A 23,528-nucleotide genomic window follows, 5' to 3' on the forward strand; every position below is an offset into this window, starting at 1 on the left:
CATGACGACCACCTCCGCCTCCTACGACCGCTCCTCGACCACCCGCTTCCCGGTCGCGGTGGACTCCGCGCTGCGGACCGCCGGGTGGGAACCCGGCCGCTGGGACATCAAGCAGGCCGAGTACTGGGCCGACGCCCTGCGGGACCACACCACCCCGGCCGGCCACCGGCACACGGTGTTCCCGGCCGCCGTCGAGGCCTGGGCCGAGTTCGGCGGCCTCACCGTCACCGCCCCCGGCCCGGGCCGCCAGATCGCCCCGGTCCCGGTGCGCATCGACCCCCTCACCGGGCTCCACCTCGCGCGCACCTTCGCCGACCTGGGCCGGGCCCTGTCCACGCAGCTCTGCCCGCTCGGGGTCGAGGCCGGCGGGGAGACCCACCTCGCCCTGGACCGCGAGGGCCGCGTCTACGGCATCGACCACACGGGCGACTGGTATCTCGGCCCCACGGTCGACGAAGCCCTCACCCTTCTCCTGACGGGCCTCCAACCCCCCCGCCTCACCACGTAGCTCCCGCCGGGGTGCCCGGCTCCGGCCGGTGTTCTGGGGCTCTGCCCCAGGCCCCGCGCCTCAATCGCCGGCGGGGCTCGGTGGTGTGGGCGGGGCCCCGCCGGAGTGTCTCCTCGGCTCGCGCGGTACCGCATCTCGCGGCCGTACCCGGCGGTGCGCGCTCGTCCTGCGGGGACACTCCGCCGTACCGAGACAGCCCGCACGCGCCGAGCCGAGGAGACACCCCTCCCCGGCCCCGCGACCCGCCCGCACCATCAAGCCCCGCCGGCGATTGAGGCGCGGGGTTTGGGGCAGCGCCCCAGCACACCGGCCGGGGCCGCCCCTGACTGCTACCCCCGCGGGAGCGGACGGGCAGGCGCAGCCAAACCCAGCCCCGCCGGCGATTGAGGCGCGAGGTCTGGGGCGGAGCCCCAGCAGCACCGGGGCCGGGCCGCCGACCCGGCCAGGGGCTAGGCCGGGAGGACCGCCGAGACGCGGAAGCCGCCCGTTTCCGTCGGCCCCGACACGAACACACCGCCCAGGCCGAGCACCCGCTCCCGCATGCCGACCAGCCCGTTCCCCCCGCTCGGCAGCCCGACCCCGTCCGCCGCCCCCTCGCACGGACCGTTCTCCACCTGCATCGCCACCTCGCCGTCCCGGTGCGCGAGCCGCACCACGACCCGCGCCCCCGGAGCGTGCTTGTGGCAGTTGGTGAGCGCCTCCTGCACCACGCGGTAGGCCGTCTGCTCCACCTCCGCCGCATAGACGGCGTCCGCCCCCTGTACGACCATCTCCACGGCCATCCCGGCCGCCCGGGACTGTCCGACCAGCGCCTCCAGCTCCGCCAGCGAGGGCCCCTCGTCCGCGCCGCCCACGAGCGCGACCGGCCCCGCCGTCGCCACGGCCGCGGCGACGGCCACCGCCGGCTTCGGCGCCGCCCGCAGCACGCCGAGCATCTCCCGCAGCTCCGTGAGCGCCTGCCGCCCCATGTCCCCCACCAGCGCGGCGTTCTTCGCCGCCCGCGCCGGGTCCTTGGCCGCCACCGCCTCCAGCGCGGCCGCGTGCACGACCATCAGCGACACCCGGTGGGCGACCACGTCGTGCATCTCCCGCGCGATCCGGGTCCGCTCCTCGGTACGGGCCCACTCGGCCCGCTCCTCCGCCCGGTCCGCCAGCAGCGACAGCTCCCGCTCCAGCGAGTCGGCCCGTTCCTGCAGGCTCTCCATCAGCCGCCGCCGGGCGCCGATGTAGAGCCCGAGCAGTACGGGCGGCACGGTCAGCGCGATCGCGACGAATCCCGACAGGGCGACCACGAGCGCCGGATCGGCCTCCACGTCGCCGCGCGTCTTCAGGTACATGACGATGAAGGTCGCCACCAGCGACATCGAGGCGAGCCCGGCGATGATCCGCCGGGGCACCTCGGACGAGGCGAGCGTGTACATGCCCGCCACCGACAGCAGGAATCCCATCTCGGCCGGCGCCACGGCGATGCCCACGAGCACCACGGCGATCGGCCACCGCCGGCGCAGTACGAGCGTGGCCCCCACCACGGCCCCGAACAGCACCCCCGCGGCCACGGGGATCCCCGCCTCGCGGGCGAAGCCGATCCCCTCCCACGCGCACTCCGTGGCGGACAGCGCGGCCAGCGCCAGGTCCACCACGACATCCCGACGCCGCGTCCACCACAAAGGCGGCCCGGCACGGCCTTGCTCTTCCCCCGTACTGGTCATGCCGTCCAGCGTACGCAGGCGCCCCTACAGACCACCGACAGAACCAACGCGCCCGCGAACCACCGCAAGGCGCCGATCTTTACCGTCGCATCGGAGGGTGCTGGTGCGGCATAGTAGGTGCCGTCGACTCGACCACAGCGACGCAATGTCCGGTTCAGTCGCAAATAGTCCCCTGTGGTGTAATTGGCAGCACTGAGGCTTTTGGTGCCTTATGTCCGGGTTCGAGTCCTGGCGGGGGAGCTTTCGCACGTTCGGGTCCTGACCACAGAGGTCGGGACCCGGCTTCGTTCCGGGCCCCCGGCCCCCCGGTATCCTTCACGGGTCCACCCCCGAAGCCGAAGGGCACACCCGTGAGCGCCAACCGCCCGGCAGCCGTCGTCGTACTCGCAGCGGGTGAAGGCACCCGCATGAAGTCGGCCACACCCAAGGTTCTGCACGAGATCTGCGGGCGCTCGCTCGTCGGTCACGTCGTCGCCGCCTCCCGCGAGCTGGACCCCGAACACCTCGTCGTGGTCGTCGGGCACGCCCGGGAGCAGGTCACCGCGCACCTGGCCGGCATCGACGCCGACGTCCGCACCGCCGTCCAGTACGAGCAGAACGGCACCGGCCACGCCGTCCGCATGGCCCTCCAGGAGCTCGGCGGGCCCGTCGACGGCACCGTGATCGTCGTCTGCGGCGACACCCCGCTGCTGACCGGGGAGACCCTGGACCGGCTGGCGCGGACGCACGCCGCCGACGGCAACGCCGTCACCGTGCTCACCGCCGAGGTGCCCGACTCCACCGGCTACGGCCGCATCGTGCGCGACGCCGGCGGCGCCGTGACCGCGATCGTCGAGCACAAGGACGCCACCGACTCCCAGCGCGCGATCCGCGAGATCAACTCGGGCGTCTTCGCCTTCGACGGCGCCCTCCTGGCCGACGCGCTCGGCAAGGTCCGCACCGACAACAGCCAGGGCGAGGAGTACCTCACCGACGTCCTCGGCATCCTGCGCGAGGCCGGGCACCGGGTCGGCGCGGCCGTGGGCAGCGACCACCGCCAGATCCTGGGGATCAACAACCGCGTGCAGCTCGCCGAGGCCCGCGCCCTGCTGAACGCGCGCCTGCTGGAGCAGGCCATGCTCGCGGGCGTGACGGTCGTCGACCCCGCCAGCACCTTCGTGGACGTGACGGTCACCTTCGGGCAGGACGCGGTCGTGCACCCCGGCACCCAGCTCCTGGGCGCCACGCACATCGGCGAGGGCGCCGAGGTGGGCCCCAACACCCGGCTGCGGGACACCCGGGTGGGTGCGGGCGCGCGCGTGGACAACACGGTGGCCGAGAGCGCGGTCGTGGGCCCGCAGGCGAACGTGGGCCCGTTCGCGTACCTGCGTCCCGGCACGACCCTCGGGGCGAAGGCCAAGGCCGGTACGTACGTCGAGATGAAGAACGCGACGATCGGCGAGGGCACCAAGGTGCCGCACCTGTCGTACGTGGGCGACGCGACGATCGGCGAGTACACGAACATCGGCGCGGCGAGCGTCTTCGTGAACTACGACGGCGAGCACAAGCACCACACCACCATCGGCTCGCATTGCAAGACGGGGTCGGACAACATGTTTGTGGCACCCGTCACCATCGGGGACGGGGCCTACACGGCCGCCGGATCCGTGATCACGAAGGATGTGCCCCCCGGCGCGCTGGCCGTGGCCCGTGGCCAGCAGCGGAATATCGAGGGCTGGGTGGCTCGCAAGCGTCCGGGAAGTGCTGCCGCCACCGCGGCGCAGTCGGCGGCCTCGGAGGACTCCGAGCGCCCCTGAGGTGAACTGACCGGAAACAGGTACGTCTCGAACGGCGTACCGTGATAGGTGCACGCAATTCGGCTGGCTCACCGTGTGCGGGACGGACGCACATGGGGGCGAGCAGCTTCAACACGTCTGAGGAGACAGTGCTGTGACCGGGATCAAGACGACCGGCGAGAAGAAGCTGATGCTCTTCTCCGGCCGCGCCCACCCCGAGCTGGCCGAGGAGGTCGCGCACCAGCTGGGAGTCGGCCTCGTGCCGACCAAGGCTTTCGACTTCGCGAACGGTGAGATCTACGTCCGCTTCCAGGAGTCGGCACGTGGCGCGGACTGCTTCCTGATCCAGAGCCACACGGCTCCGATCAACAAGTGGATCATGGAGCAGCTGATCATGATCGACGCGCTGAAGCGCGCGTCGGCGCGTTCCATCACCGTGATCATCCCGTCCTACGGGTACGCCCGCCAGGACAAGAAGCACAAGGGCCGCGAGCCGATCTCGGCGCGTCTGGTGGCGGACCTGCTGAAGACCTCGGGTGCGGACCGCATCCTGACGGTCGACCTGCACACGGACCAGATCCAGGGCTTCTTCGACGGCCCGGTGGACCACCTCTCGGCGCTGAACGTCCTCGCGGACTACGTGGGCGCGAAGGTGGACCGTACGAAGCTGACGATCGTGTCCCCGGACGCCGGTCGTGTGCGGGTGGCGGACCGCTGGTGCGACCGGCTGGACGCGCCGCTGGCGATCGTGCACAAGCGCCGCGACAAGGACGTCGCCAACCAGGTGACGGTCCACGAGGTCGTCGGTGAGGTCAAGGGCCGCGTCTGCGTCCTGGTCGACGACATGATCGACACGGGTGGCACGATCTGCGCCGCGGCCGAGGCGCTCTTCGCGCACGGCGCGGAGGACGTGATCGTGACGGCGACGCACGGCATCCTGTCGGGTCCCGCGGCCGACCGCCTGAAGAACTCGAAGGTGAGCGAGTTCGTCTTCACGAACACGCTGCCGGACCCGTCCGACCTGGAACTGGACAAGATCACGGTGCTGTCGATCGCCCCGATGATCGCGCGTGCGGTGCGCGAGGTCTTCGAGGACGGTTCGGTGACGAGCCTGTTCGAGGAGCAGCAGTAACCGCTGCGGCTAGATCCTTTTGAAGTGCGGCCTTCCCGCCGGGTAGACTCATGAAGTTGCTCGGCGAGGGAGGCCGCACTTTCGTGTGCGGATGCTCCGTTATCGACGCGCTCTTCGTAGCAGGCCGTTTCGGCCGGGTGACTTCAGTCCTTTTTCCGTCACCCCACGAGGAGTGAGCATGTCCGAGGTCAAGCTTTCCGCCACCCTGCGCGACACCTTCGGCAAGGGCTCTGCCCGCCAGGCCCGCCGCGACGCCCTGACCCCCGGTGTCATCTACGGCCACGGCACGGACCCGAAGCACGTCAACGTCGAGGCCCACGGCCTGATGATGGCGCTGAAGACCCCGAACGTCCTGCTGTCCCTGGACATCGCGGGCAACGGCACCGAGCTGGTCATCCCGAAGGCCGTGCAGCGCCACCCCCTGAAGCGCACCATCTCGCACGTCGACTTCCTGATCGTCAAGAAGGGCGAGAAGGTCGTCGTCGAGGTTCCCGTCGTGACCGAGGGCGACCTGGCCGCCGGTGGCAACCTCCTGGAGACCCTGCTCACCACGATCTCCGTCGAGACCGAGGCCACCCACATCCCGACCGAGATCACCGTCTCGATCGCGGGCCTGGAGGCCGGTGCGACCGTGCACGCCTCCGACCTGAAGCTGCCGGCCGGCACCACCCTGGCCGTCGAGGGCGACACCGCCGTCCTGCAGGTCGTCGCGCCGCAGGCCGAGGAGCCGGCCGCCGACGCCGAGGGCGAGACCGAGGGCGCCGAGGCCTGAGCCTCGCCCCTTCCTCTCAGCAGTTGCTGACCGACCGCCGTCCGGCTCCACTGGAGCGGGACGGCGGTCGTCTTCGTTCTAGGCGGTAAGGAGCTTTTGATGTCGGACGACGCGGCGCCCTGGCTGATCGTGGGTCTGGGCAATCCGGGGCCGGAGTACGCCGGGAACCGCCACAACATCGGGTTCATGGTGGTCGACCTGCTGGCCGAGCGGATCGGCGGGAAGTTCAAGGCGCACAAGGCGCGGGCGCAGGTGGTCGAGGGCCGCATGGGTCCGCCGGGGCCGGCGAACCGCCGGGTGGTGCTGGCGAAGCCGATGTCGTTCATGAACCTGTCGGGTGGTCCGGTGACGGCTCTGCGGGACTTCTACAAGGTGCCGCTGGAGCGGATCGTCGCGGTCCACGACGAGCTGGACATCGACTACCCGACGCTGCGCCTGAAGCTGGGCGGCGGGGACAACGGGCACAACGGTCTGAAGTCGATGACGAAGTCGACGGGTGCGGACTACCACCGGGTGCGGTGCGGCATCGGGCGGCCGCCGGGCCGGATGCAGGTCGCGGACTTCGTGCTGAAGGACTTCTCCTCCACGGAGCGCAAGGAGCTGGACTGGTTCGTGGACCGGGCGGCGGACGCGGTGGAGTGCCTGGTCGCCGAGGGCCTGGAGCGCGCCCAGTCGGCGTACAACTCCTGACGTCGGCGTGTGTACGCGCGGGAGCCCCCGCACCGGTCGGTGCGGGGGCTCCCGTGCGTGGTGGTGCGGGGCGGGTCAGCCGGTGTTGCGCAGGCCGGCGGCGACGCCGTTGACGGTGAGCAGCAGGGCGCGGGCGAGCAGCGGGTCGGCCGCCTCGCCGCGGGCGGCCGCCGCGCGCTGGCGGGCCAGGAGGGAGACCTGGAGGTAGGAGATGGGGTCGAGGTAGGCGTCGCGTACGGCGAAGGTCTGCTGGAGCACGGGGTGGGAGTCGAGGAGTTGCTCGCCCCCCGTGATGCGCAGGACCTCGCGGACGGTGAGTTCGTGCTCGGCCTCGATGCGGGCGAAGACGTGCTTGAGGTGGTCGGGGACGAGGGTGTCGACGTAGTGGCGGGCGATCCGCAGGTCGGTCTTGGCCAGTGTCATCTCGACGTTGGACAGGAAGTTGCGGAAGAAGTGCCAGCGCTCGCCCATCTCGGTGAGGGCGTCCTCGTGGCCGGCTTCGCGCAGCGCCTTGAGGCCGGAGCCGACGCCGTACCAGCCGGGGACGATCTGGCGGGACTGGGTCCAGCCGAAGACCCAGGGGATGGCGCGCAGGCCGTCGAGGCCGGCTCCGGAGTCGGGGCGGCGGGAGGGCCGGGAGCCGAGGTGGAGGTCGGCGAGCTGGTCGACGGGGGTGGCGGCGAAGAAGTAGGCGGGCAGGTCGGGGTCTTCGACGAGTTCGCGGTAGGCGGCGTGGGCGGCGTCGGAGACGGTGTCCATGGCCGCGTCCCAGCGGGAGAGGGCCTCGTCGGACTGTCGGGGCGCGGTGTGCAGGGCGGAGGCCTGCAGGGTGGCGGCGACGGTCAGTTCGAGGTTCTCGCGGGCCAGGGACGGGACGAGGTACTTGTCGGAGATGACCTCGCCCTGTTCGGTGACCTTGATCTCGCCTTCGAGGGTGCCCCAGGGCTGGGCGAGGATCGCGTCGTGGGAGGGGCCGCCGCCACGGCCGACGGTGCCGCCGCGGCCGTGGAAGAGGCGCAGGCGGACGCCGTAGCGGTGGGCCACGTCGCGCAGGCGGCGCTGGGCGCGGTGGATCTCCCACTGGCTGGTGGTGATGCCGCCGAACTTGGAGGAGTCGGAGTAGCCGAGCATGACCTCCTGGACGTCGCCGCGGAGGGAGACCAGGCGCCGGTAGGAGGGGTCGGCGAGCATTTCGTCGAGGATGACGTCGGCGGCGCGGAGCTCGTCGGTGGTTTCCAGGAGCGGGACGATGCCGATCTTGGCCCAGCCTGCGTGGAGGTCGATGAGGCCGGCCTCGCGGGCGAGGACGGCTGCGGCGAAGACGTCGTCGGCGCCCTGGCACATCGAGATGATGTAGGACTCGATGACCTCGGGGCCGAACTTCTCGAAGGCCTCCTTGACGGCGCCGAAGACGCCGAGGGTCTTGGCGCCGGCGGCGTCGAGGGGTGCCGGGGTGGGGGCCAGCGGGCGGCGGGAGCGGAGTTCCTTCGCGAGGAGCTTCTGCCGGTAGTCGCGGGGCATGTCGGCGTAGCGCCAGGATTCCTCGCCGAGCCGGTCGAAGAGCTGGCCGAGGGCGTGGTGGTGGGCGTCGGCGTGCTCGCGTACGTCCATGGTGGCGAGCTGGAGGCCGAAGGCGGCGAGGGTGCGGATGGTGCGGTCCATGTGGCCGTCGGCGAAGAGGCCGCCGCGGTGCTCGCGCAGGGAGGTCTGGATGAGGGTGAGGTCGGTGAGGAGCTCGGCGGTGCCGAGGTAGTCGCGGCCTTCCTCGTGGGGGATCCCCTTGGCGAGGCGCTCCCGGGTGTTGAGGAGCTTCTGGCGGATGCAGGTCGCCTTGAGGCGGTAGGGCTCCTCGGCGTTCAGCCGCTTGTAGCGGGGGCTGATCTCGGGGAGGCGTTCGAGGTCGGCCTGGAGGGAGGCGAGGAGTTCCTCGGTGGCTCCGGTGTAGCGGATGGAGTTGGACAGGAGGCTGCGCAGGAAGTCGACGAGTTCGAGGGCGTCGGTGATGCCGTGTTCGTGCTGGAGGATCAGCACGTCACGGGTGACGTCGGGGGTGACGTTGGGGTTGCCGTCTCGGTCGCCGCCGATCCAGGTGCCGAAGGTGAGGGGGCGGGTGCCGGGGGGCAGTTCGATGCCGACGCGGCGCAGTTCGGCGGCGAGGTCCTCCAGTACGTCGCCGACGGCGCCGGCGTGGAGTTCGTCGAGGTAGTAGATGGCGTTGCGGGCCTCGTCGGCGGGCTCGGGGCGGACGACGCGCAGTTCGTCGGTCTGCCAGACGAGGTCGATGTTCTCGGCGAGGCGCAGGTCGTGGCGGCGGCGGTCGCCGGCGCCGGTGACGGGCTCCTCCAGGAGGGCCGCGATGCGGCGCAGCTTGTTGAGGACGCTGCGGCGGGCCGCCTCGGTGGGGTGCGCGGTGAAGACGGGGCGGACGTTGAGGTTCTTGACCGTCTCGCGCAGGTGCTCGGGGTCGGCGTCCTTGAGCATGTCGGCGGTGCGGGCGAGGAGCCCGCCCTCGGCGGCGCGGTGGGCGCGCAGTTCCTTGCCGCGGTGGACCTGCTCGGTGATGTTGGCGAGGTGGAAGTAGGTGGAGAAGGCGCGCACGAGCTTGGCGGCGGTCTCCAGGTCGGTGTCGCCGAGGAGGGTGGCGGCGGCCTCGCCGTCGGTGCGGGTGAGGGCGCGGACGCGCTCGACGAGGTCGAGCAGGTCCTGGCCCTCCTGGCGTACGAGGGTCTCCCCGAGGAGGTCGCCGAGGCGGCGGATGTCCGCGCGCAGTTCCGCGTTGGCGGTGGCGGCCGGGGTGACGGGGGCCTGCTGGGTGGCCAGGGGGGCCTTGTCAGCACTGCTCACAGGTGCGGCTCCTTGCAGTGTTCGAGCGCTACTGGGCGGTGGGCTCCCGGCCGTGCGCGGCGTGGACCCGCCGGACTCCGTCCGGGGGACCGCCGCCCCTGAGGTGTGGCTCGGGCTGCCCGTGCGGACCGCGCTGTCCGACGGGGAACAGGATAGGTGTCCGATGCGTGTGCCTGGGCAAACGTCTCATAGGCCGAGTCGTCCAGGCCGTGTGACGGGTGGCGGGCGGAGCGGGCGCACGACGGTAGCCGTGGTCGCGCTCCTCTTGTCCCGGGCCCCGGCTTTGCCATACTTACGATGCCGTAGGTTACGGACCCGTAGGGTTCGTCAGCGGCGAGACTGCCGACTTCCCTCACCCCCCAGGGGACACCCCATGACCACCACTCCCGATCTGATCGAGGGTGCCTCCACACCCTCCGACACTCCTGTGCCGTCCGCGACGCTGGGCGGCGAGAGCAAGCGGTCGATCGAGCAGGTCGCACTGCTGCTGTTCATCACCGTTCCCTTCGTGGCGCTGCTGGCGGCGGTGCCGCTGGCCTGGGGCTGGGGGGTGAGCTGGCTGGACCTGGGCCTGATGGTGTTCATGTACTTCCTGGCCTGCCACGGGATCACCATCGGTTTCCACCGCTACTTCACGCACGGCTCCTTCAAGGCGAAGCGGCCGCTCAGGATCGTGCTCGCGGTGATGGGTTCGATGGCGGTGGAGGGCCCGCTCGTGCGGTGGGTGGCGGACCACCGCAAGCACCACAAGTTCTCGGACCACGAGGGTGACCCGCATTCGCCGTGGCGGTTCGGTGAGACGGTGCCGGCGCTGATGAAGGGCCTGTGGTGGGCCCACATCGGCTGGCTCTTCGACGAGGAGCAGACCGATCAGCAGAAGTACGCCCCGGACCTGATCAAGGATCCGGCGATCCGGCGCATCTCGCGGGACTTCATCTTCTGGACGATCTTCTCGCTGGCGATCCCGCCGCTGGTGGGCGGCCTGGTGACGATGTCGTGGTGGGGGGCCTTCACGGCGTTCTTCTGGGGCTCCCTGGTGCGGGTGGCGCTCCTGCACCACGTGACGTGGTCGATCAATTCGATCTGTCACGCGGTGGGCAAGCGGCCGTTCAAGTCCCGTGACCGGTCGGGCAACGTGTGGTGGCTGGCGGTGCTGTCGTGCGGCGAGTCGTGGCACAACCTGCACCACGCCGATCCGACGTCGGCCCGGCACGGTGTGCTGCGGGGGCAGGTCGATTCCAGTGCGCGGCTGATCCGCTGGTTCGAGCAGCTGGGGTGGGCCACGGACGTGCGGTGGCCGTCGGCTGCCCGTATCGACGCCCGGCGCAGGGAAAACGAGCCGAACGCGGCATGATGGGGGGCGTGGCGATCGACGGCGGTAATTCCAGCAGCGACAAGCCCAGGCGTGGCCGCCGGGTGCGGATGACGGGCGCGGAGCGGCGCCAGCAATTGCTGGACATCGGCCGGACCCTGTTCGCGGAGAAGGGCTTCGAGGGCACGTCGGTGGAGGAGATCGCGGCGAAGGCCGGGGTGTCCAAGCCGGTGGTGTACGAGCACTTCGGCGGCAAGGAGGGGCTGTACGCGGTCGTCGTGGACCGGGAGATGCGCCAGCTGCTGGACGGGGTGACGGGCGCGCTGACGGCCGGGCACCCGCGGGAGCTGCTGGAGCAGGCGGCGTTCGCGCTGCTGGACTACATCGAGTCGTACACGGACGGTTTCCGGATCCTCGTGCGGGATTCTCCGGTCGCGCAGTCGACGGGTACGTTCGCGTCGCTGATCAGTGACATCGCCACGCAGGTCGAGGACATCCTGGGCCTGGAGTTCAAGGCCCGGGGCTTCGATCCGAAGCTGGCGCCGCTGTACGCGCAGGCGCTGGTCGGGATGGTGGCGCTGACGGGGCAGTGGTGGCTGGACGTGCGCAAGCCGAAGAAGGCCGAGGTCGCGGCGCATCTGGTGAACCTGGCGTGGCACGGGCTGGACGGGCTGGAGTCGAAGCCGCAGCTGGTGGGCCGCCGCAAGAGCTAGGCAGTGCCTCCCGCGGCCACGACGGCGCCCCGTCACCGGTAATCCGGTGGCGGGGCGCCGTCGTGTCGTGCCCGGGGAGCGACCCCGCCGGGCAGGCGGGACTTCGCGGACACGACCTAGCGGGCGGGGTCCGCCCCGTACGGTTCCAGGAACTCCAGCCGGTTGCCGACGGGGTCCTCGGAGTAGAAGCGGCGGTGGCCCGGCAGGTTCTCGTCCCAGACGACCTTGGCGCCCCGCTCCTCCAGTCTCTGCGCGTACTCCTCGATGCCGGTCACCCGTAGGCCGGGGTGCGCCTTGCGGGCGGGCCGGAAGTCGTCCTCGACACCGAGGTGCAGTTGTACGGGTCCGGCGGCGAACCAGCAGCCTCCGCGGGCGGCGAGGACGGGCGGTTTGGGGATCTCGGTCATGCCCAGGACGTCGGTGTAGTAGACGCGGAGCCGGTCCTCCGAGTCAGGCGGCGCGGCGAGTTGGACGTGGTCGACGGCGGTGAGCACGGTCAGGCCTCCTTGCGGGCGACGGCGAAGATCCTTCGGAACGGGAAGACGGTTCCGCGCGGCCCGCTCGGGTAGGCCGCGCGCAGCCGGTCGCGGTATTCGGTGAGGAAGGCGTCGACGGCTTCGCGGTCGTCGCCGAGGGCGGTGAGGACGGGCCGCAGGGCGGTTCCCTTGACCCAGTCGAGCACGGGGTCGGGGCCTTGGAGGAGCTGGTGGTATGTGGTTTCCCAGACGTCGGCGGCGCAGCCCAGCGCGGTGAACCGGGCGAGGTATTCGGCGGGTTCGAGGAGGTGGATGTAGCGGGCGCCGTGTCCGGCGAGGCGGGAGCGCCAGCGCGGGGTGTCGCACTGCTCGGCGAGCAGGGCGTGGCTGGGGGCGGTGAAGTTGCCGGGGATCTGGAAGGCGAAGGTGCCGCCGGGGCGCAGGCCGTTGATCCAGGCGCCGAAGGAGCCGGGGTGGCCGGGGACCCATTGGAGGGCGGCGTTGGAGACGATCAGGTCGTAGGGCTCCTCGGGGAGCCAGCCGGCGATGTCACCGTGGCGGAAGTCGAGGCTGCCGCCGCCGGCGGTGGGGCTGGCGTACTGCTCGGTGGCGCGCTTGAGCATCTCCGGGGAGAGGTCGAAGCCGGTGATGGCGGCCTCGGGCCAGCGGGTGGCGAGAAGTTCGGTGACGTTGCCGGGGCCGCAGCCGAGGTCGGCGATGCGGGCGGGCCTGGTGGGGAGCTCGGGTATACGGGTGAGCAGGTCGAGGAAGGGCCGTGTGCGGTGGCCCGCGTGCCGGAGGTACTGCTGGGGATCCCAGGTGGGTGCGGAGGGCGCGGTGGACGTGGGGGTCCCTGCACGCGCGGTATCGGAATACATGTTCGAGCCTCCCTGCTGGCGGGGCGGTCGGAAGCGGAATCTGTTCCGGCCCCCTCCATGCCCCATGCTCGCTTCATTTATATCTCGATGTCAAGATACTCGTGGTCAAGATACTCGGGATGAAGAGACTTCACATCGACAGACCCCTTACACTGATCGGCATGGAGGACGAGGTCGACCGACTGGTGGCGGCATGGCGGCGGGAGCGCCCTGACCTCGACGTGGAACCGCTCGAGGTCCTGAGCCGCGTCAGCAGGCTCGCGCGCCATCTCGACCGCGCCCGCAGGCTGGCTTTCTCCGAGCACGGCCTGGAGCCCTGGGAGTTCGACGTCCTGACGTCGCTGCGCCGCGCCGGCGCCCCCTACCAGCTCTCCCCCGGCCAGCTGTTGACCCAGACCCTGGTCACCTCCGGCACCATGACCAACCGCATCGACCGGCTCGCCAAGAAGGGCCTCGTCGAGCGGCTCCCGGACCCCAGCGACCGCCGCGGGGTCCTGGTGCGGCTCACCCCCGAGGGCCGGGACCGCGCCGACCAGGCCCTCGCCGGGCTGCTGGCCCAGGAACGGGCGATCCTGGCCCAGCTCTCGCAGAGTCAGCGCGGTGATCTCGCCGGGCTGCTACGCCAGTTGACCGCTCCGTTCGACAACATCCCCGGCTAGGTCGGCGGGTCGTACGCCGGCCCGCCGGGCCAGCGCCACCGCGGCCAGGGTGGAGTGCACGCCGAGCTTGCCCAGCACGTTCTGCATGTGCGTGCGGACCGTGTGCGGGGACAGGAACAGCCGGGCCGCCACGTCCTTGCGGCCCAGCCCCGCCACCATGCAGCGCAGCACCTCGTGTTCGCGCGGGGTGAGGGACTCAACGAGCCGTTCGCTGTCCGTACGGTGCTTGCGCGCCGCGGTCAGTTCGCGGAGCACTCCGGTGAGCAGTGCGGGCGGAAGGTGGGTCTCCTCCCGCAGGACCCCGCGGATGACGGCCAGCAGGCGCGAGAGCGAGCAGTCCTTCGCCACCCAGCCCGAGGCGCCCGCCTGCAGTGCGAGGGCGGCCCGGCGCGGGTCGTCGCGCTCGGCGAGGACGACCGTGCGGACCCCTGGGTGGGCCACCCGCACTCCGGCCACGAGCGCGATCCCGTCCGAGGCGGGTGGCGGGGGCCCGGCCCCCGGCTCCCGCTGGGCCGGCACCGCCCCGGGGGCGGCGCCGAGATCGGCGTCGACCAGCAGGACGTCGAAGCGGCGGCCCTCGGCCACCGCGCGTTCGAGGCAGCGCAGCGCGGCGGGGCCGCTGCCGGCCGCGGACACGTCCACGTCCGGCTCGGCCGCGAGCGCGGCTGCGAGCGATTCGGCGAAGATGCGGTGATCGTCGACGACGAGAACCCGGATACGAACCACAAAACCCCCAAGGGTAGGGGAACGGACGACGGCGGGTACGGCGCCAGGACCGGGTGATCCGCAGGCCCGGCCGCCGCCGAGACATATCTGCACTACCCCGGACCGGACGCCGTACCCGACTTGTCTCGACCCCTGAATCAACACCGGCCCCCACCGGTGTCACGCATCAGCGTAGGGCCGGGGGCGGCTCGTGGTTGGCCGAATAGCAGAAGTTTTCCCCGCGGTTTTCAGGAGTGCGCGTTCCGAACGGGCTCGGCCGTGGCTGGAAATCGCCTGAATCGTCGGGCTGTGGGGCGACTTACGCGCGTGCGTGTGCCATGGGCAGTTGCACGGGGGGCATTTCACCCGGCGTGTGCACGCCGGGCGCCCGCGCGCGGCGCCCGGCCGCGGCGCATGGTCCCGACACACACGCCCCCGCCGGGCGCACGCCCCCGCCCGGCGCCCCGAGCCCCGACGGACCGCACCGGCCCGATACCCGAGGCCCCGAGGCCCGACGGAAACCGCTGTACGGGCGAGTGAGCCGAAGGGGCGCGCCGGGGAGTGAGGGCGTACGCACGGAGCAACGCGAGGTACGACCGTTGCGAGCACGTACGCCCTCACGAGCCGGCTACCGGCGCCCCGGAGGCGGAGGAGCCCCAATCAGGCAGTGTGGGTGCGGGCGAAGTTCCAGGCGTCCTGGATGATGCCGGTGAGGTCCGAGCGGTTGGGGGTCCAGCCGAGGCGCTCGTGGGCCGCGCGCGCGGAGGCGACCAGCATCGCCGGGTCGCCGGCCCGTCGCGGGGCGACGACTTCGGGGATCTCCCGCCCGGTGACCTTGCGGACGGTTTCGATGACCTCGCGCACCGAGAATCCGCTGCCGTTGCCCAGGTTGCAGATGAGGTGCTCCCCGGCGGTGGCGGACCGCAGTGCGGCCAGGTGGGCTTCCGCCAGGTCGGCCACGTGGATGTAGTCGCGCACGCAGGTGCCGTCCGGGGTCGGGTAGTCCTCGCCGAACACCGAGATCGACTCCCGCTCGCCGAGCGCGACCTGGAGGACCAGGGGGATCAGGTGCGTCTCGGGGCTGTGGCGCTCGCCGAACTCGCCGTAGGCGCCGGCCACGTTGAAGTAGCGCAGGGACACGGCGGCCAGGCCGTGCGCCACGCACTCGCCCGCGATCATGTGGTCGACGGCGAGCTTCGAGGCGCCGTACGGGTTGGTCGGCGCGGTCACGGAGGTTTCGGTGAGCAGGCCCTCGGTCGGCTCGCCGTAGGTGGCGGCGGTGGAGGAGAAGACGAGCCTGCGCACACCCGCCTCGCGCATGGCGGCGAGCAGGGCGAGGGTGCCGCCGACGTTGTTCTCCCAGTACTTGCCCGGGTTCACCACGGACTCGCCGACCTGGGAGGAGGCGGCGAAGTGCAGCACCGCGTCGAAGGAGGGGTCCAGGTACCGCGCGGCGTCCTGGATGCGGCCCTCGACGAAGGTCGCGCCCGCCGGGACCCCGACGCGGAAGCCGGTGCTGAGGTCGTCGAGGACGGTGACCTCGTGGCCGGCCTCCAGGAGGTGGGCCGCGACCACGCTGCCGACGTATCCGGCGCCACCGGTTACCAGGTACTTGCTCACTCGCCTACTGCCTCTCGCGGGGGACCACGCGCGTGTGCGTGCGCGTGCTTGGGCACTGGCTTACCCGATGCGGCACCCGTGGGGGAAATCGGCGGCCGTCGGCGGCCGCCCGGTCAGCCCTGCGCGGGGGTGGGCGACGGCCCGGGCAGGGCCCGGTCCAGCAGGCCGGTACGGGCGGCCAGCGCGGCCGCCTCCAGCCGCGATCCGACGCCGAGCTTCATCAGGACCCGCTGTACGTGCGTACGGGCGGTGCTCGGCGCGATCGACATGCCTGCGGCGATCAGCCGGGTGTCCTCGCCCTCGGCGACCCGCACCAGCACCTCGACCTCGCGCGGGGTCAGCAGCCGCAGCAGCCGGCTGCCCTCGTCGTCGGGCTGGACGGCGGGGTTCAGGAGTTCCGCGAAGGCGCCCTGGAGCAGTTGCGGGGCGATCGCCGCCTCTCCCGACCTCGCTTTGGCCAGCGCCCGCTCGACGCCCTCGATGCGCTCGTCCTGGCGCACGTATCCGCAGGCGCCGGCGGCGAAGGCGGCGGCGATCCCGCGCGGGCTGGGCACCGGGCCGAGGACGACCACGGCGATCTGCGGGCGCTCGCGCTTGATGCGGACGACGGGGTCGAAGGCGCCGGGTTCGGCGGGGTTGGCGGTGCCGAGGAGGCAGACCTCCGGGGCGCGGCTGATGACCAGCTCGGCGGCGCCGGCCGCCGGGGCCGCGGCCGCCAGGACCCGGTGGCCGCGCAGTTTCAGGGCAGAGGCCAGCGCCTCGGCCAGCAGCCGGTGGTCGTCGACCACCACGACGCGTACGCCCATTGAGGAACCCACCCCCCACCCTTCTGCCCCGGCAAGCTACACGCTTGTTCGACGGCGCGAGGGGGATACCGCGCAGAAGCCCCCGATCGGTACGGACCGTTCGGGGGCTCCGGGTGGTGCTGTGCGAATCAGCTCGCGGTGAACGAGACGAACAGGTACTCCGGGTCGGTCGAGTACGGCTTGCTGACGTTCTGCTTGGACATGAAGAGCTTGCCGTTGTGATAGCGCAGCTCGGAGGAGAACTCGGGCGAGAAGGAGGTCTCGGCGCGCCGGACGTCCTTGTCGGCCGGGTTCTCCATGAGGAGGGTCTCCTTCATCGTCTTGCCGTCGATGCTGACGACCTGGCCGCCCTTGTCGTACGGGGGGATCTTGTAGGCGATGATGTTCGACCCGTCCATGCGCAGCGGGTACATGGTGTACCGCTCGCCCGCGTCGGCGCGGTCGGTGGTCTGCTTGCCGGTCTCCAGGTCGAAGGAGAGCAGCTCGTTGGTGCGGCCGGTGGCGGACTGGCCCTGGTGTTCCGCGGAGGGCACGTAGATCTTGCCGTTGCCGACGACCATGTGCGAGCACTTCTCGACGTCGGTCGAGGCGCACTTGGCGGCGAAGTTGCCCGCGGCGAGCGCGATGCGGGCCTTCAGTTCGCCCTTGGGGTCGACGACGAAGAGGTCGCTGACGCCCTTGCCGCCCTTGGCGTTGTCGCCGACGTCGGCCGCGACGACGAACGGCTTGGTGGAGACGATGTGCGCGTACTCGATGCCCTGGGAGAGCTTGTAGGAGGCCGTGGGCGCGCCGGTGGCCGGGTCGAGGATCTGCGCGTTCAGGGTGTAGTTGGGGTGCTGGCCGCACTTGCGGATGACGCCGAGGGCCTCGCCGCCCGCGTAGCCGGTGTCGCGGCAGCTTTCGCCGTCGACCTTGGGCTGCCACAGGTTCTTGCCGTCGGCGAGGTTCCAGGCGGCGCCGCCGCTGGAGACGCCGCCCGCGGCGACGGTCTTGCCGCTGATGGTGATCTCGGAGAACTGGACGGGCTTGTCGCCGCCGTTGGCGCTCTTGACGTTGCCGGACCAGGCGAGCTTGCCGGCCTCCAGGTCGATGACGCCGACCTCGGTGCACGGCGGGTACTTGTTCTCGGCCGACGGCTGGGCGGGCCTGAAGATGACGGCGGTCTTGTTCTCGCTGACGTGGTGGGTGGCGCCGCAGATCTCGCCCGTGAGGGGGACCTCCCACTTCTTGGCGCCGTCGACGAGGTTGTAGCCGACGACCTTGGACACGTCGGACTTGACGTAGGTGGTGTCGGTCAGCCAGGAGCCGTTGACGGAGACCAGGTCGGTGACCGTGGGGGCCGGCTGGTTGTAGAGCGTCTTCGACTTGGGGTTGCCGGGGACCTTCTCGGTGCCGGGCGTGGAGGCCTGGTTCTTGTCGCCGCCCGGGGAGGCGCTGGGGTCGCTCTGCGCGGTGGTCCCGCCGCCACCGCCGTCGCCGGAGGCGTACCAGAGGCCGCCGCCGACGATCAGGACGATGGCCAGGAGGGCCGCGCCGACGATCGTCAGCTGGGTGCGCTTGTCACCGCCGCCGCCACCGCCGGTGGCTGCCGGGGGCTGGGCAGGGGGCGCGGGCGCGCCGTACGGAGAGGGCGCCGGGGGCTGCTGCGGGTAGCCGTAGCCGGGGTCGGCCTGCGGGTAGCCGTACGCGGGCTGGGCGGCCGGCGGCTGCGGGGCGGCCGCGGGCGGTCCGGGCGGCGGCGAGGGCGGCCCGGCGGGGGGCTTGGGCGCTCCGAACCCGCCCGGCGGGGGATCCTGCGGCGCTCCGAAGCCGCCGGACGGCGGCTGGCTGGGGGGCGGCGGGGTACTCATCGGTTGCTGTTGCCTCTCGCTGGGCGGCTCGTTGGGCGGCTCGTCGGGCGGGTCGTTGGACGGGGCGTCGGACGGGGTGTCACTTGCCGAAGACCATCAGGAGCTTCTCGTCGTTCTCCTGGGCGAGCAGGCGGGACGTGGAGATGAAGAAGCGCCCGTCCACGTAGTCGACCTTCGGGGAGAAGAAGGAGCTCTCGATCCGTGGGGAGAGGCCCGACGGGTGGCGCAGGAGTGCGGTGGGGGTGCTGCCGTCGGCCGGGATCGAGAGGACCTCGCCGCCCATGGCGGGCTCGGCCTGGCGGTAGGCGATCAGCTGGCCGTTCGCGGCCTTGACCGGAATGACGGTGCGGCCCTCGCCCGCCGGGACGCGCCACTTGGCCTTGCCGGTGGCGAGGTCGAAGGCGACGATCTCGTTGGCCTTGCCGATGTCCACCGTCGTGGGCAGGTAGAGGGTGCCCGCGTCGACGACGGCGGTGGCGCAGCCCTGCAGGCTGTCGTCGTGGCTCATGCTGCAGTCGACGGAGAAGTTGCCCTCGCCGGAGAGCGTGGTGCGCTGCTTGCCGTCGGGTCCGAGGACCACGATGGAGCTCTCCTTGGTGGTGGCGTTCTTGAGGTGGAGGACGATCGGGTCGAGCGAGTAGACGCGGGCGACCTTCCAGTCCTTGGGGAGCCGGTAGGCCCAGGTCCTCTTGCCGGTGACCGGGTCGGCGTCCTGGACCTCGACGGTCCTGTCGGCGTCGTTGCAGCTGGCGACGCCGATCATCTTGCCGCTGCCGGCGGCGTAGGCGCCGGGCTTGCAGCCCTCGTTGGGGGTGGCGAAGAGCTTGTCACCGGTGCTGATCCGGAAGACGGTGGCGCGGGTGAGCCGGTTGACGGTGACGACGTCCCCGGTCATGGCCAGGCTGGGGTCGACGAAGAGGTCGAAGTCGCTCTCCTTGGTGACCTCCTTCGTCCAGCCCTCCTTGCCCGCCTTGAGGTCGATCATCTTGATCTGGTTGCAGGTGGCGGATTCCGACGTGCCGTCGCGGAACATGACGATGGTCTTGCCGTCGTCTGTGGTCCGGTCGGTGAAGCCGCAGACCTCCGCGGGGAGGGTGATCGTCCACTTGTCCTTGCCGTCGGTGACGGCGTAGCCCTTGATCGTCTTGCCGACGGTCTTGGCCACGGTGTCGCCGAAGACCCACTGCCCCTTGGCGGGCACCCCTGAGCCGGGGCCGTCGATCTTGGTGGTCTTGAGCCAGAGGACCTTGTCCTCGCCCTGCTTGCGGCCGGCGTTGAGGTCGATCTGCTGGTTGCCGCCGGGGCCGCTGCCGTCGCCGACGTCCACGGACGGCGAGGCGGAGGGCTTGGCGTCGCCGGACTCCTGGGCCACGGGCTCCTTGGGGTCCCCGTCGTCCCCGCCCAAGGCGACGTATCCGACGCCCCCGAGGACGAGGAGGGCGGCGACCGAGGCGGCGACGAGCAGCGTCAGCTTCTTCTTCGGCGGCATGCCGGACGCGCCGGGCGCGGGCGGCTGCAGGCCGTGGGCCGGGTACGCCGGGACGGTGGGCGGCTGCTGCGGGTACGGCGGCTGCTGCCCGTACGCGGGCTGCTGCGCGTAGGGGTTCTCGCCGTGCTGCGGGTATCCGTAGCCCTGCTGCGGCGGGCCCGGCAGGTGTCCGTAACCGGAAGGTGTCGGCGGCTGGTTCGGCGGCTGGGGCGGCTCGGTCATCAGCGCACTTTCGGCTTCGGGGGGTCGGGGAGAATGACCTTTCTATCACTGACGCTGTTCATACAACGGACCGGTCCGCCCCCTGTTCCCAAGGGAGGACCGGCCCGTGACGCCCTCGTTATCCGGTCAGTTGACCCCGGGGACCCGCGGAATCTAGGACTCTTCGGCCAGCTCCAGCCAGCGCATCTCCAAGTCGTCACGGTCGGAGAGCAGTTCGCGCAGCTCCGCGTCGAGCTTGGCGACCTTGTCGTAGTCGGTGGAGTGCTCGGCGATCTGGGCGTGCAGGTTCCCCTCGCGGTCGGCGAGCTTGTTCAGCTGCCGCTCGATCTTCTGGAGCTCCTTCTTCGCGGCGCGCGAGTCCCCCGAGGAGCTGGACTTCGCCGCGGCGGAGGCCGGGGCGGGTGCCGGGGCGGCCGCCTCGATCATCCGCTGCCGGCGCTCCAGGTACTCGTCCAGGCCGCGCGGCAGCATCCGCAGGCTCGCGTCGCCGAGCAGCGCCATCACGGTGTCGGTGGTGCGCTCGATGAAGAACCGGTCGTGGGAGATCACGATCATCGAGCCGGGCCAGCCGTCGAGGAGGTCCTCCAGCTGGGTCAGGGTCTCGATGTCGAGGTCGTTGGTGGGCTCGTCGAGGAAGAGGACGTTGGGCTCGTCCATCAGCAGGCGCAGGATCTGCAGCCGGCGGCGCTCGCCGCCGGAGAGGTCGCCGACCGGCGTCCACTGCTTCTCCTTGGTGAAGCCGAACTGCTCGCACAGCTGGCCCGCCGTCATCTCACGGCCCTTGCCGAGGTCGACGCGGTCGCGGACGCGCTGGACGGCCTCCAGGACCCGCAGGGACGGGTCGAGTTCGCCGACCTCCTGGGAGAGGTAGGCCAGCTTGACGGTCTTGCCGACGATGACCTTGCCCGCGGCGGGCTGGGCCTCGCCCTGGGTGCGGGCGGCCTCGGCGAGGGCGCGCAGCAGGGAGGTCTTGCCGGCGCCGTTGACGCCGACGAGGCCGACGCGGTCGCCGGGGCCCAGGTGCCAGGTGAGGTGCTTGAGGAGGGTCTTGGGGCCGGCCTGGACGGTGACGTCTTCCAGGTCGAAGACGGTCTTGCCGAGGCGGGCGTTGGCGAAGCGCATCAGCTCCGACTTGTCGCGCGGCGGCGGGACGTCGGCGATGAGTTCGTTGGCGGCCTCGATGCGGTAGCGCGGCTTGGAGGTGCGGGCGGGGGCGCCGCGGCGCAGCCAGGCGAGCTCCTTGCGCATCAGGTTCTGCCGCTTGACCTCTTCGGTGGCGGCGATGCGTTCGCGTTCGGCGCGGGCGAAGACGTAGTCGCTGTAGCCGCCCTCGTACTCGAAGACCTCGCCGCGCTGGACGTCCCACATGCGGGTGCAGACCTGGTCGAGGAACCAGCGGTCGTGGGTGACGCAGACGAGGGCGGAGCGGCGCGTCTGGAGGTGGCCGGCGAGCCAGGAGATGCCCTCGACGTCGAGGTGGTTGGTGGGCTCGTCGAGGATCAGGAGGTCCTGGTCGGCGATGAGCAGCTTGGCGAGGGCGATGCGCCGGCGCTCGCCGCCGGAGAGCGGGCCGATGACGGTGTCGAGGCCCTGGTTGAAGCCGGGCAGGTCGAGGCCGCCGAAGAGTCCGGTGAGGACGTCGCGGATCTTGGAGTTGCCGGCCCACTCGTGGTCGGCCATGTCGCCGATGATCTCGTGGCGGATGGTCGCGGCGGGGTCGAGGGAGTCGTGCTGGGTGAGGACGCCCATGCGCAGGCCGCCGGACTGGGTGACCCGGCCGCTGTCGGGCTCCTCCAGCTTGGCGAGCATGCGGATGAGGGTGGTCTTGCCGTCGCCGTTGCGGCCGACGACGCCGATCCGGTCTCCCTCGGACACGCCGAGGGAGATACCGTCCAGCAGGGTACGTGTGCCGTACACCTTGCTGACTGCCTCGACATTGACCAGATTGACGGCCATCAGACGCGCTCCAGGGAAAGGGTGTGGATCAGCCCCTCAGCCTAACCCTCCGGGCCGGGGCTGACCGTTCCACCAGCAAGGCGCCTCCCAACGCCATGGCGATCGCGGCGGGTGCGGTGACCGGGAAGGCGATGAGGGTGGCGCTGTGGCCGTCGAGGAGGCCGCCGAGGCCGGTCATGGACAGGCCCAGGACGCCGAGCAGGCACAGGGTGATCCCGAGGGCGGCGACAGGTCCGGCGGCGGCTCCCGCCGGTTCGGCCGGGCGGGCGGGAGCGGGCGCCTCGAAGCGGCGCAGGAGGACGACGAACACGCCGGTCAGCGCGGCCGCGGCCAGGATCCGTACGGGGACCTGCGCCCACCAGGCGGCGGTGGCGGGAGCGGGGAGGTCCATGCCGAGGGCGAGCTGGGCCCCGTACACGGCGAGCATCGCGGTGAGGTGCCAGAGGAAGGCGGTCATGGCGACCCCGTTGGCGGCGACGACCGTACGCCACACGCGCGGGCGCTCCAGCCAGGCGCCGGCGGGCCGGGCGGCGAGCTGTACGGCGCCGACGAGCCACAGGCCGTGGCAGAGCAGGGCCAGGGTGGGCGGGGCCATGTTGGAGACCTTCTCGCCGGGCATCCCGACCATGGACAGCGGGTACGGGCCGCAGGCGACCAGCAGCGCGGCCCCGGCGAGGCCGGCGGCGGCGAGGACGGCGGGCCGGCGGATCCGGCCGTCGGCGCGCAGGAAGCCGAGCTGGTGGACGGCGAGCCAGACGAGGGCGAAGTTCAGGAACTCCACGTACGGCACGCCGAACGCGAAGCGCAGTACGTCGACCAGCGCGGCGGCGCCGGCCAGCGCGGCGAAGGCCGCCCAGCCGTGGCGTTCGTGCAGCTTCAGCAGCGGCGGAGTGAAGGCGACCATGGCCAGGTAGATCCCGATGAACCACAGCGGCTGGGTGACCAGCCGCAGGGCGGCGCCGGTCAGCGTTCCACCGCCGTGGCCGGCGAGCTGCACGGCGAGCGCGACCGCGGCCCACACCAGGACGAAGGCGAGGGTGGGCCGCAGCAGCCGGCGCAACCGGGCCCGCAGGAAGGCGGCGTAGACGGAGCCTTCGCCGCGGCGGGCCAGGGAACGGTAGGAGAGGGCGTGCGAGAAGCCGCCGACGAAGAAGAAGACGGGCATGATCTGCAGCGCCCAGGTGAGCACCTGCAGGGCGGGCACGAGGGCGAGCAGGTTCCCTATGCCGTCCCCGCTGACCGCGGCCATCAGCCAGTGCCCGGCGATGACGGTGCCGAGCGAGGCGACGCGCAACAGGTCGACGTACCGGTCGCGGTCGGCGGGGGTGGCGGCGGCGATGTCGCGTGCGCTGGCTGTCATGGCCCCACGATGTCCGCCGCCCCGCCCCCGCCGACAGGGTGCGGGTACTCAA

Annotated in this window: 19 protein-coding genes and 1 tRNA gene; 9 read left to right on the top strand and 11 right to left on the bottom strand. The window is 71.6% G+C overall.

The window, feature by feature from the left end; all coding sequences use genetic code 11:
- Window position 1 precedes the first annotated feature (1 nt).
- Window positions 2-508, top strand: coding sequence for an SUKH-3 domain-containing protein (locus IG86_RS0119335; protein WP_030827547.1), 507 nt, complete (start codon window positions 2-4; stop codon window positions 506-508).
- Window positions 509-957: 449 nt separating this feature from the next.
- Here IG86_RS0119335 and IG86_RS0119340 read toward each other — a convergent pair whose 3' ends face one another.
- Window positions 958-2,217: a histidine kinase gene (locus IG86_RS0119340; protein WP_030827544.1), complete on the bottom strand. Its 1,260-nt coding sequence runs from the start codon at window positions 2,215-2,217 to the stop codon at window positions 958-960.
- Between the two features lie 168 nt (window positions 2,218-2,385).
- On the opposite strand from IG86_RS0119340, the gene IG86_RS0119345 reads away from it, so the two are divergent.
- The 5 genes from IG86_RS0119345 (at window position 2,386) to pth (ending at window position 6,586) form a co-directional block, all read left to right on the top strand.
- Window positions 2,386-2,457, top strand: a tRNA-Gln gene (locus IG86_RS0119345).
- A gap of 110 nt (window positions 2,458-2,567) precedes the next feature.
- Window positions 2,568-4,013: a bifunctional UDP-N-acetylglucosamine diphosphorylase/glucosamine-1-phosphate N-acetyltransferase GlmU gene (glmU, locus tag IG86_RS0119350; protein ID WP_030827541.1), complete on the top strand. Its 1,446-nt coding sequence runs from the start codon at window positions 2,568-2,570 to the stop codon at window positions 4,011-4,013.
- 133 nt (window positions 4,014-4,146) lie between these two features.
- Window positions 4,147-5,124 carry a ribose-phosphate diphosphokinase gene (locus IG86_RS0119355; RefSeq protein ID WP_030027111.1) on the top strand — a complete coding sequence of 326 codons (978 nt, stop codon included), beginning with the start codon at window positions 4,147-4,149 and terminating at the stop codon, window positions 5,122-5,124.
- A gap of 178 nt (window positions 5,125-5,302) precedes the next feature.
- Complete coding sequence (locus IG86_RS0119360; protein ID WP_030827538.1) at window positions 5,303-5,896, top strand: 50S ribosomal protein L25/general stress protein Ctc; 594 nt, start codon at window positions 5,303-5,305, stop codon at window positions 5,894-5,896.
- Between the two features lie 99 nt (window positions 5,897-5,995).
- The gene (gene pth / locus IG86_RS0119365) at window positions 5,996-6,586 is read left to right on the top strand and encodes an aminoacyl-tRNA hydrolase (protein ID WP_030827535.1); all 591 of its coding nucleotides are present in this window, start codon (window positions 5,996-5,998) and stop codon (window positions 6,584-6,586) included.
- 75 nt (window positions 6,587-6,661) lie between these two features.
- Here the strand turns inward: pth and ppc are convergent, their stop codons facing one another.
- Window positions 6,662-9,430, bottom strand: coding sequence for a phosphoenolpyruvate carboxylase (ppc, locus tag IG86_RS0119370; protein ID WP_045937286.1), 2,769 nt, complete (start codon window positions 9,428-9,430; stop codon window positions 6,662-6,664).
- 373 nt (window positions 9,431-9,803) lie between these two features.
- On the opposite strand from ppc, the gene IG86_RS0119375 reads away from it, so the two are divergent.
- Window positions 9,804-10,784 (top strand): acyl-CoA desaturase, encoded by a 981-nt coding sequence (locus tag IG86_RS0119375; RefSeq protein ID WP_030827529.1) that lies wholly within the window; start codon window positions 9,804-9,806, stop codon window positions 10,782-10,784.
- Window positions 10,781-11,455, top strand: a complete 675-nt coding sequence (locus IG86_RS0119380) for a TetR family transcriptional regulator (protein ID WP_030827526.1) — start codon at window positions 10,781-10,783, stop codon at window positions 11,453-11,455. Before IG86_RS0119375 ends, IG86_RS0119380 begins: the two co-directional genes overlap by 4 nt.
- Window positions 11,456-11,571: 116 nt before the next feature.
- Here IG86_RS0119380 and IG86_RS0119385 read toward each other — a convergent pair whose 3' ends face one another.
- Window positions 11,572-11,949, bottom strand: coding sequence for a VOC family protein (locus IG86_RS0119385; protein WP_030898272.1), 378 nt, complete (start codon window positions 11,947-11,949; stop codon window positions 11,572-11,574).
- Between the two features lie 2 nt (window positions 11,950-11,951).
- Complete coding sequence (locus IG86_RS0119390; protein ID WP_030898274.1) at window positions 11,952-12,809, bottom strand: trans-aconitate 2-methyltransferase; 858 nt, start codon at window positions 12,807-12,809, stop codon at window positions 11,952-11,954.
- A gap of 161 nt (window positions 12,810-12,970) precedes the next feature.
- Between IG86_RS0119390 and IG86_RS0119395 the strand changes: the two genes are divergently transcribed.
- Window positions 12,971-13,468 (top strand): MarR family winged helix-turn-helix transcriptional regulator, encoded by a 498-nt coding sequence (locus tag IG86_RS0119395; protein ID WP_030659599.1) that lies wholly within the window; start codon window positions 12,971-12,973, stop codon window positions 13,466-13,468.
- Here IG86_RS0119395 and IG86_RS0119400 read toward each other — a convergent pair.
- From IG86_RS0119400 to IG86_RS0119430, 7 genes are all read right to left on the bottom strand, one after another.
- Window positions 13,427-14,194: a LuxR C-terminal-related transcriptional regulator gene (locus IG86_RS0119400; protein WP_030659597.1), complete on the bottom strand. Its 768-nt coding sequence runs from the start codon at window positions 14,192-14,194 to the stop codon at window positions 13,427-13,429. The two genes, IG86_RS0119395 and IG86_RS0119400, sit on opposite strands and share 42 nt — an antisense overlap.
- 639 nt (window positions 14,195-14,833) lie before the next feature.
- Window positions 14,834-15,793, bottom strand: a complete 960-nt coding sequence (gene galE / locus IG86_RS0119405) for a UDP-glucose 4-epimerase GalE (protein ID WP_030827519.1) — start codon at window positions 15,791-15,793, stop codon at window positions 14,834-14,836.
- Window positions 15,794-15,906: 113 nt separating this feature from the next.
- The gene (locus tag IG86_RS0119410) at window positions 15,907-16,599 is read right to left on the bottom strand and encodes a response regulator transcription factor (RefSeq protein WP_030827517.1); all 693 of its coding nucleotides are present in this window, start codon (window positions 16,597-16,599) and stop codon (window positions 15,907-15,909) included.
- Between the two features lie 128 nt (window positions 16,600-16,727).
- The gene (locus IG86_RS0119415; RefSeq protein WP_030827514.1) at window positions 16,728-18,449 is read right to left on the bottom strand and encodes an outer membrane protein assembly factor BamB family protein; all 1,722 of its coding nucleotides are present in this window, start codon (window positions 18,447-18,449) and stop codon (window positions 16,728-16,730) included.
- Between the two features lie 79 nt (window positions 18,450-18,528).
- A complete protein-coding gene (locus IG86_RS0119420) occupies window positions 18,529-20,160 on the bottom strand; it encodes an outer membrane protein assembly factor BamB family protein (RefSeq protein ID WP_051785275.1) in 1,632 nt (543 codons plus the stop codon).
- A 153-nt stretch (window positions 20,161-20,313) separates the two neighbouring features.
- On the bottom strand, window positions 20,314-22,116 hold the full coding sequence (locus IG86_RS0119425; RefSeq protein WP_030827507.1) for an ABC-F family ATP-binding cassette domain-containing protein: 1,803 nt from the start codon (window positions 22,114-22,116) through the stop codon (window positions 20,314-20,316).
- Between the two features lie 28 nt (window positions 22,117-22,144).
- The gene (locus IG86_RS0119430) at window positions 22,145-23,476 is read right to left on the bottom strand and encodes an acyltransferase family protein (RefSeq protein WP_030827504.1); all 1,332 of its coding nucleotides are present in this window, start codon (window positions 23,474-23,476) and stop codon (window positions 22,145-22,147) included.
- Window positions 23,477-23,528: the final 52 nt, after the last annotated feature.

Source organism: Streptomyces virginiae (genome assembly GCF_000720455.1).
Lineage (GTDB): Bacteria > Actinomycetota > Actinomycetes > Streptomycetales > Streptomycetaceae > Streptomyces > Streptomyces virginiae.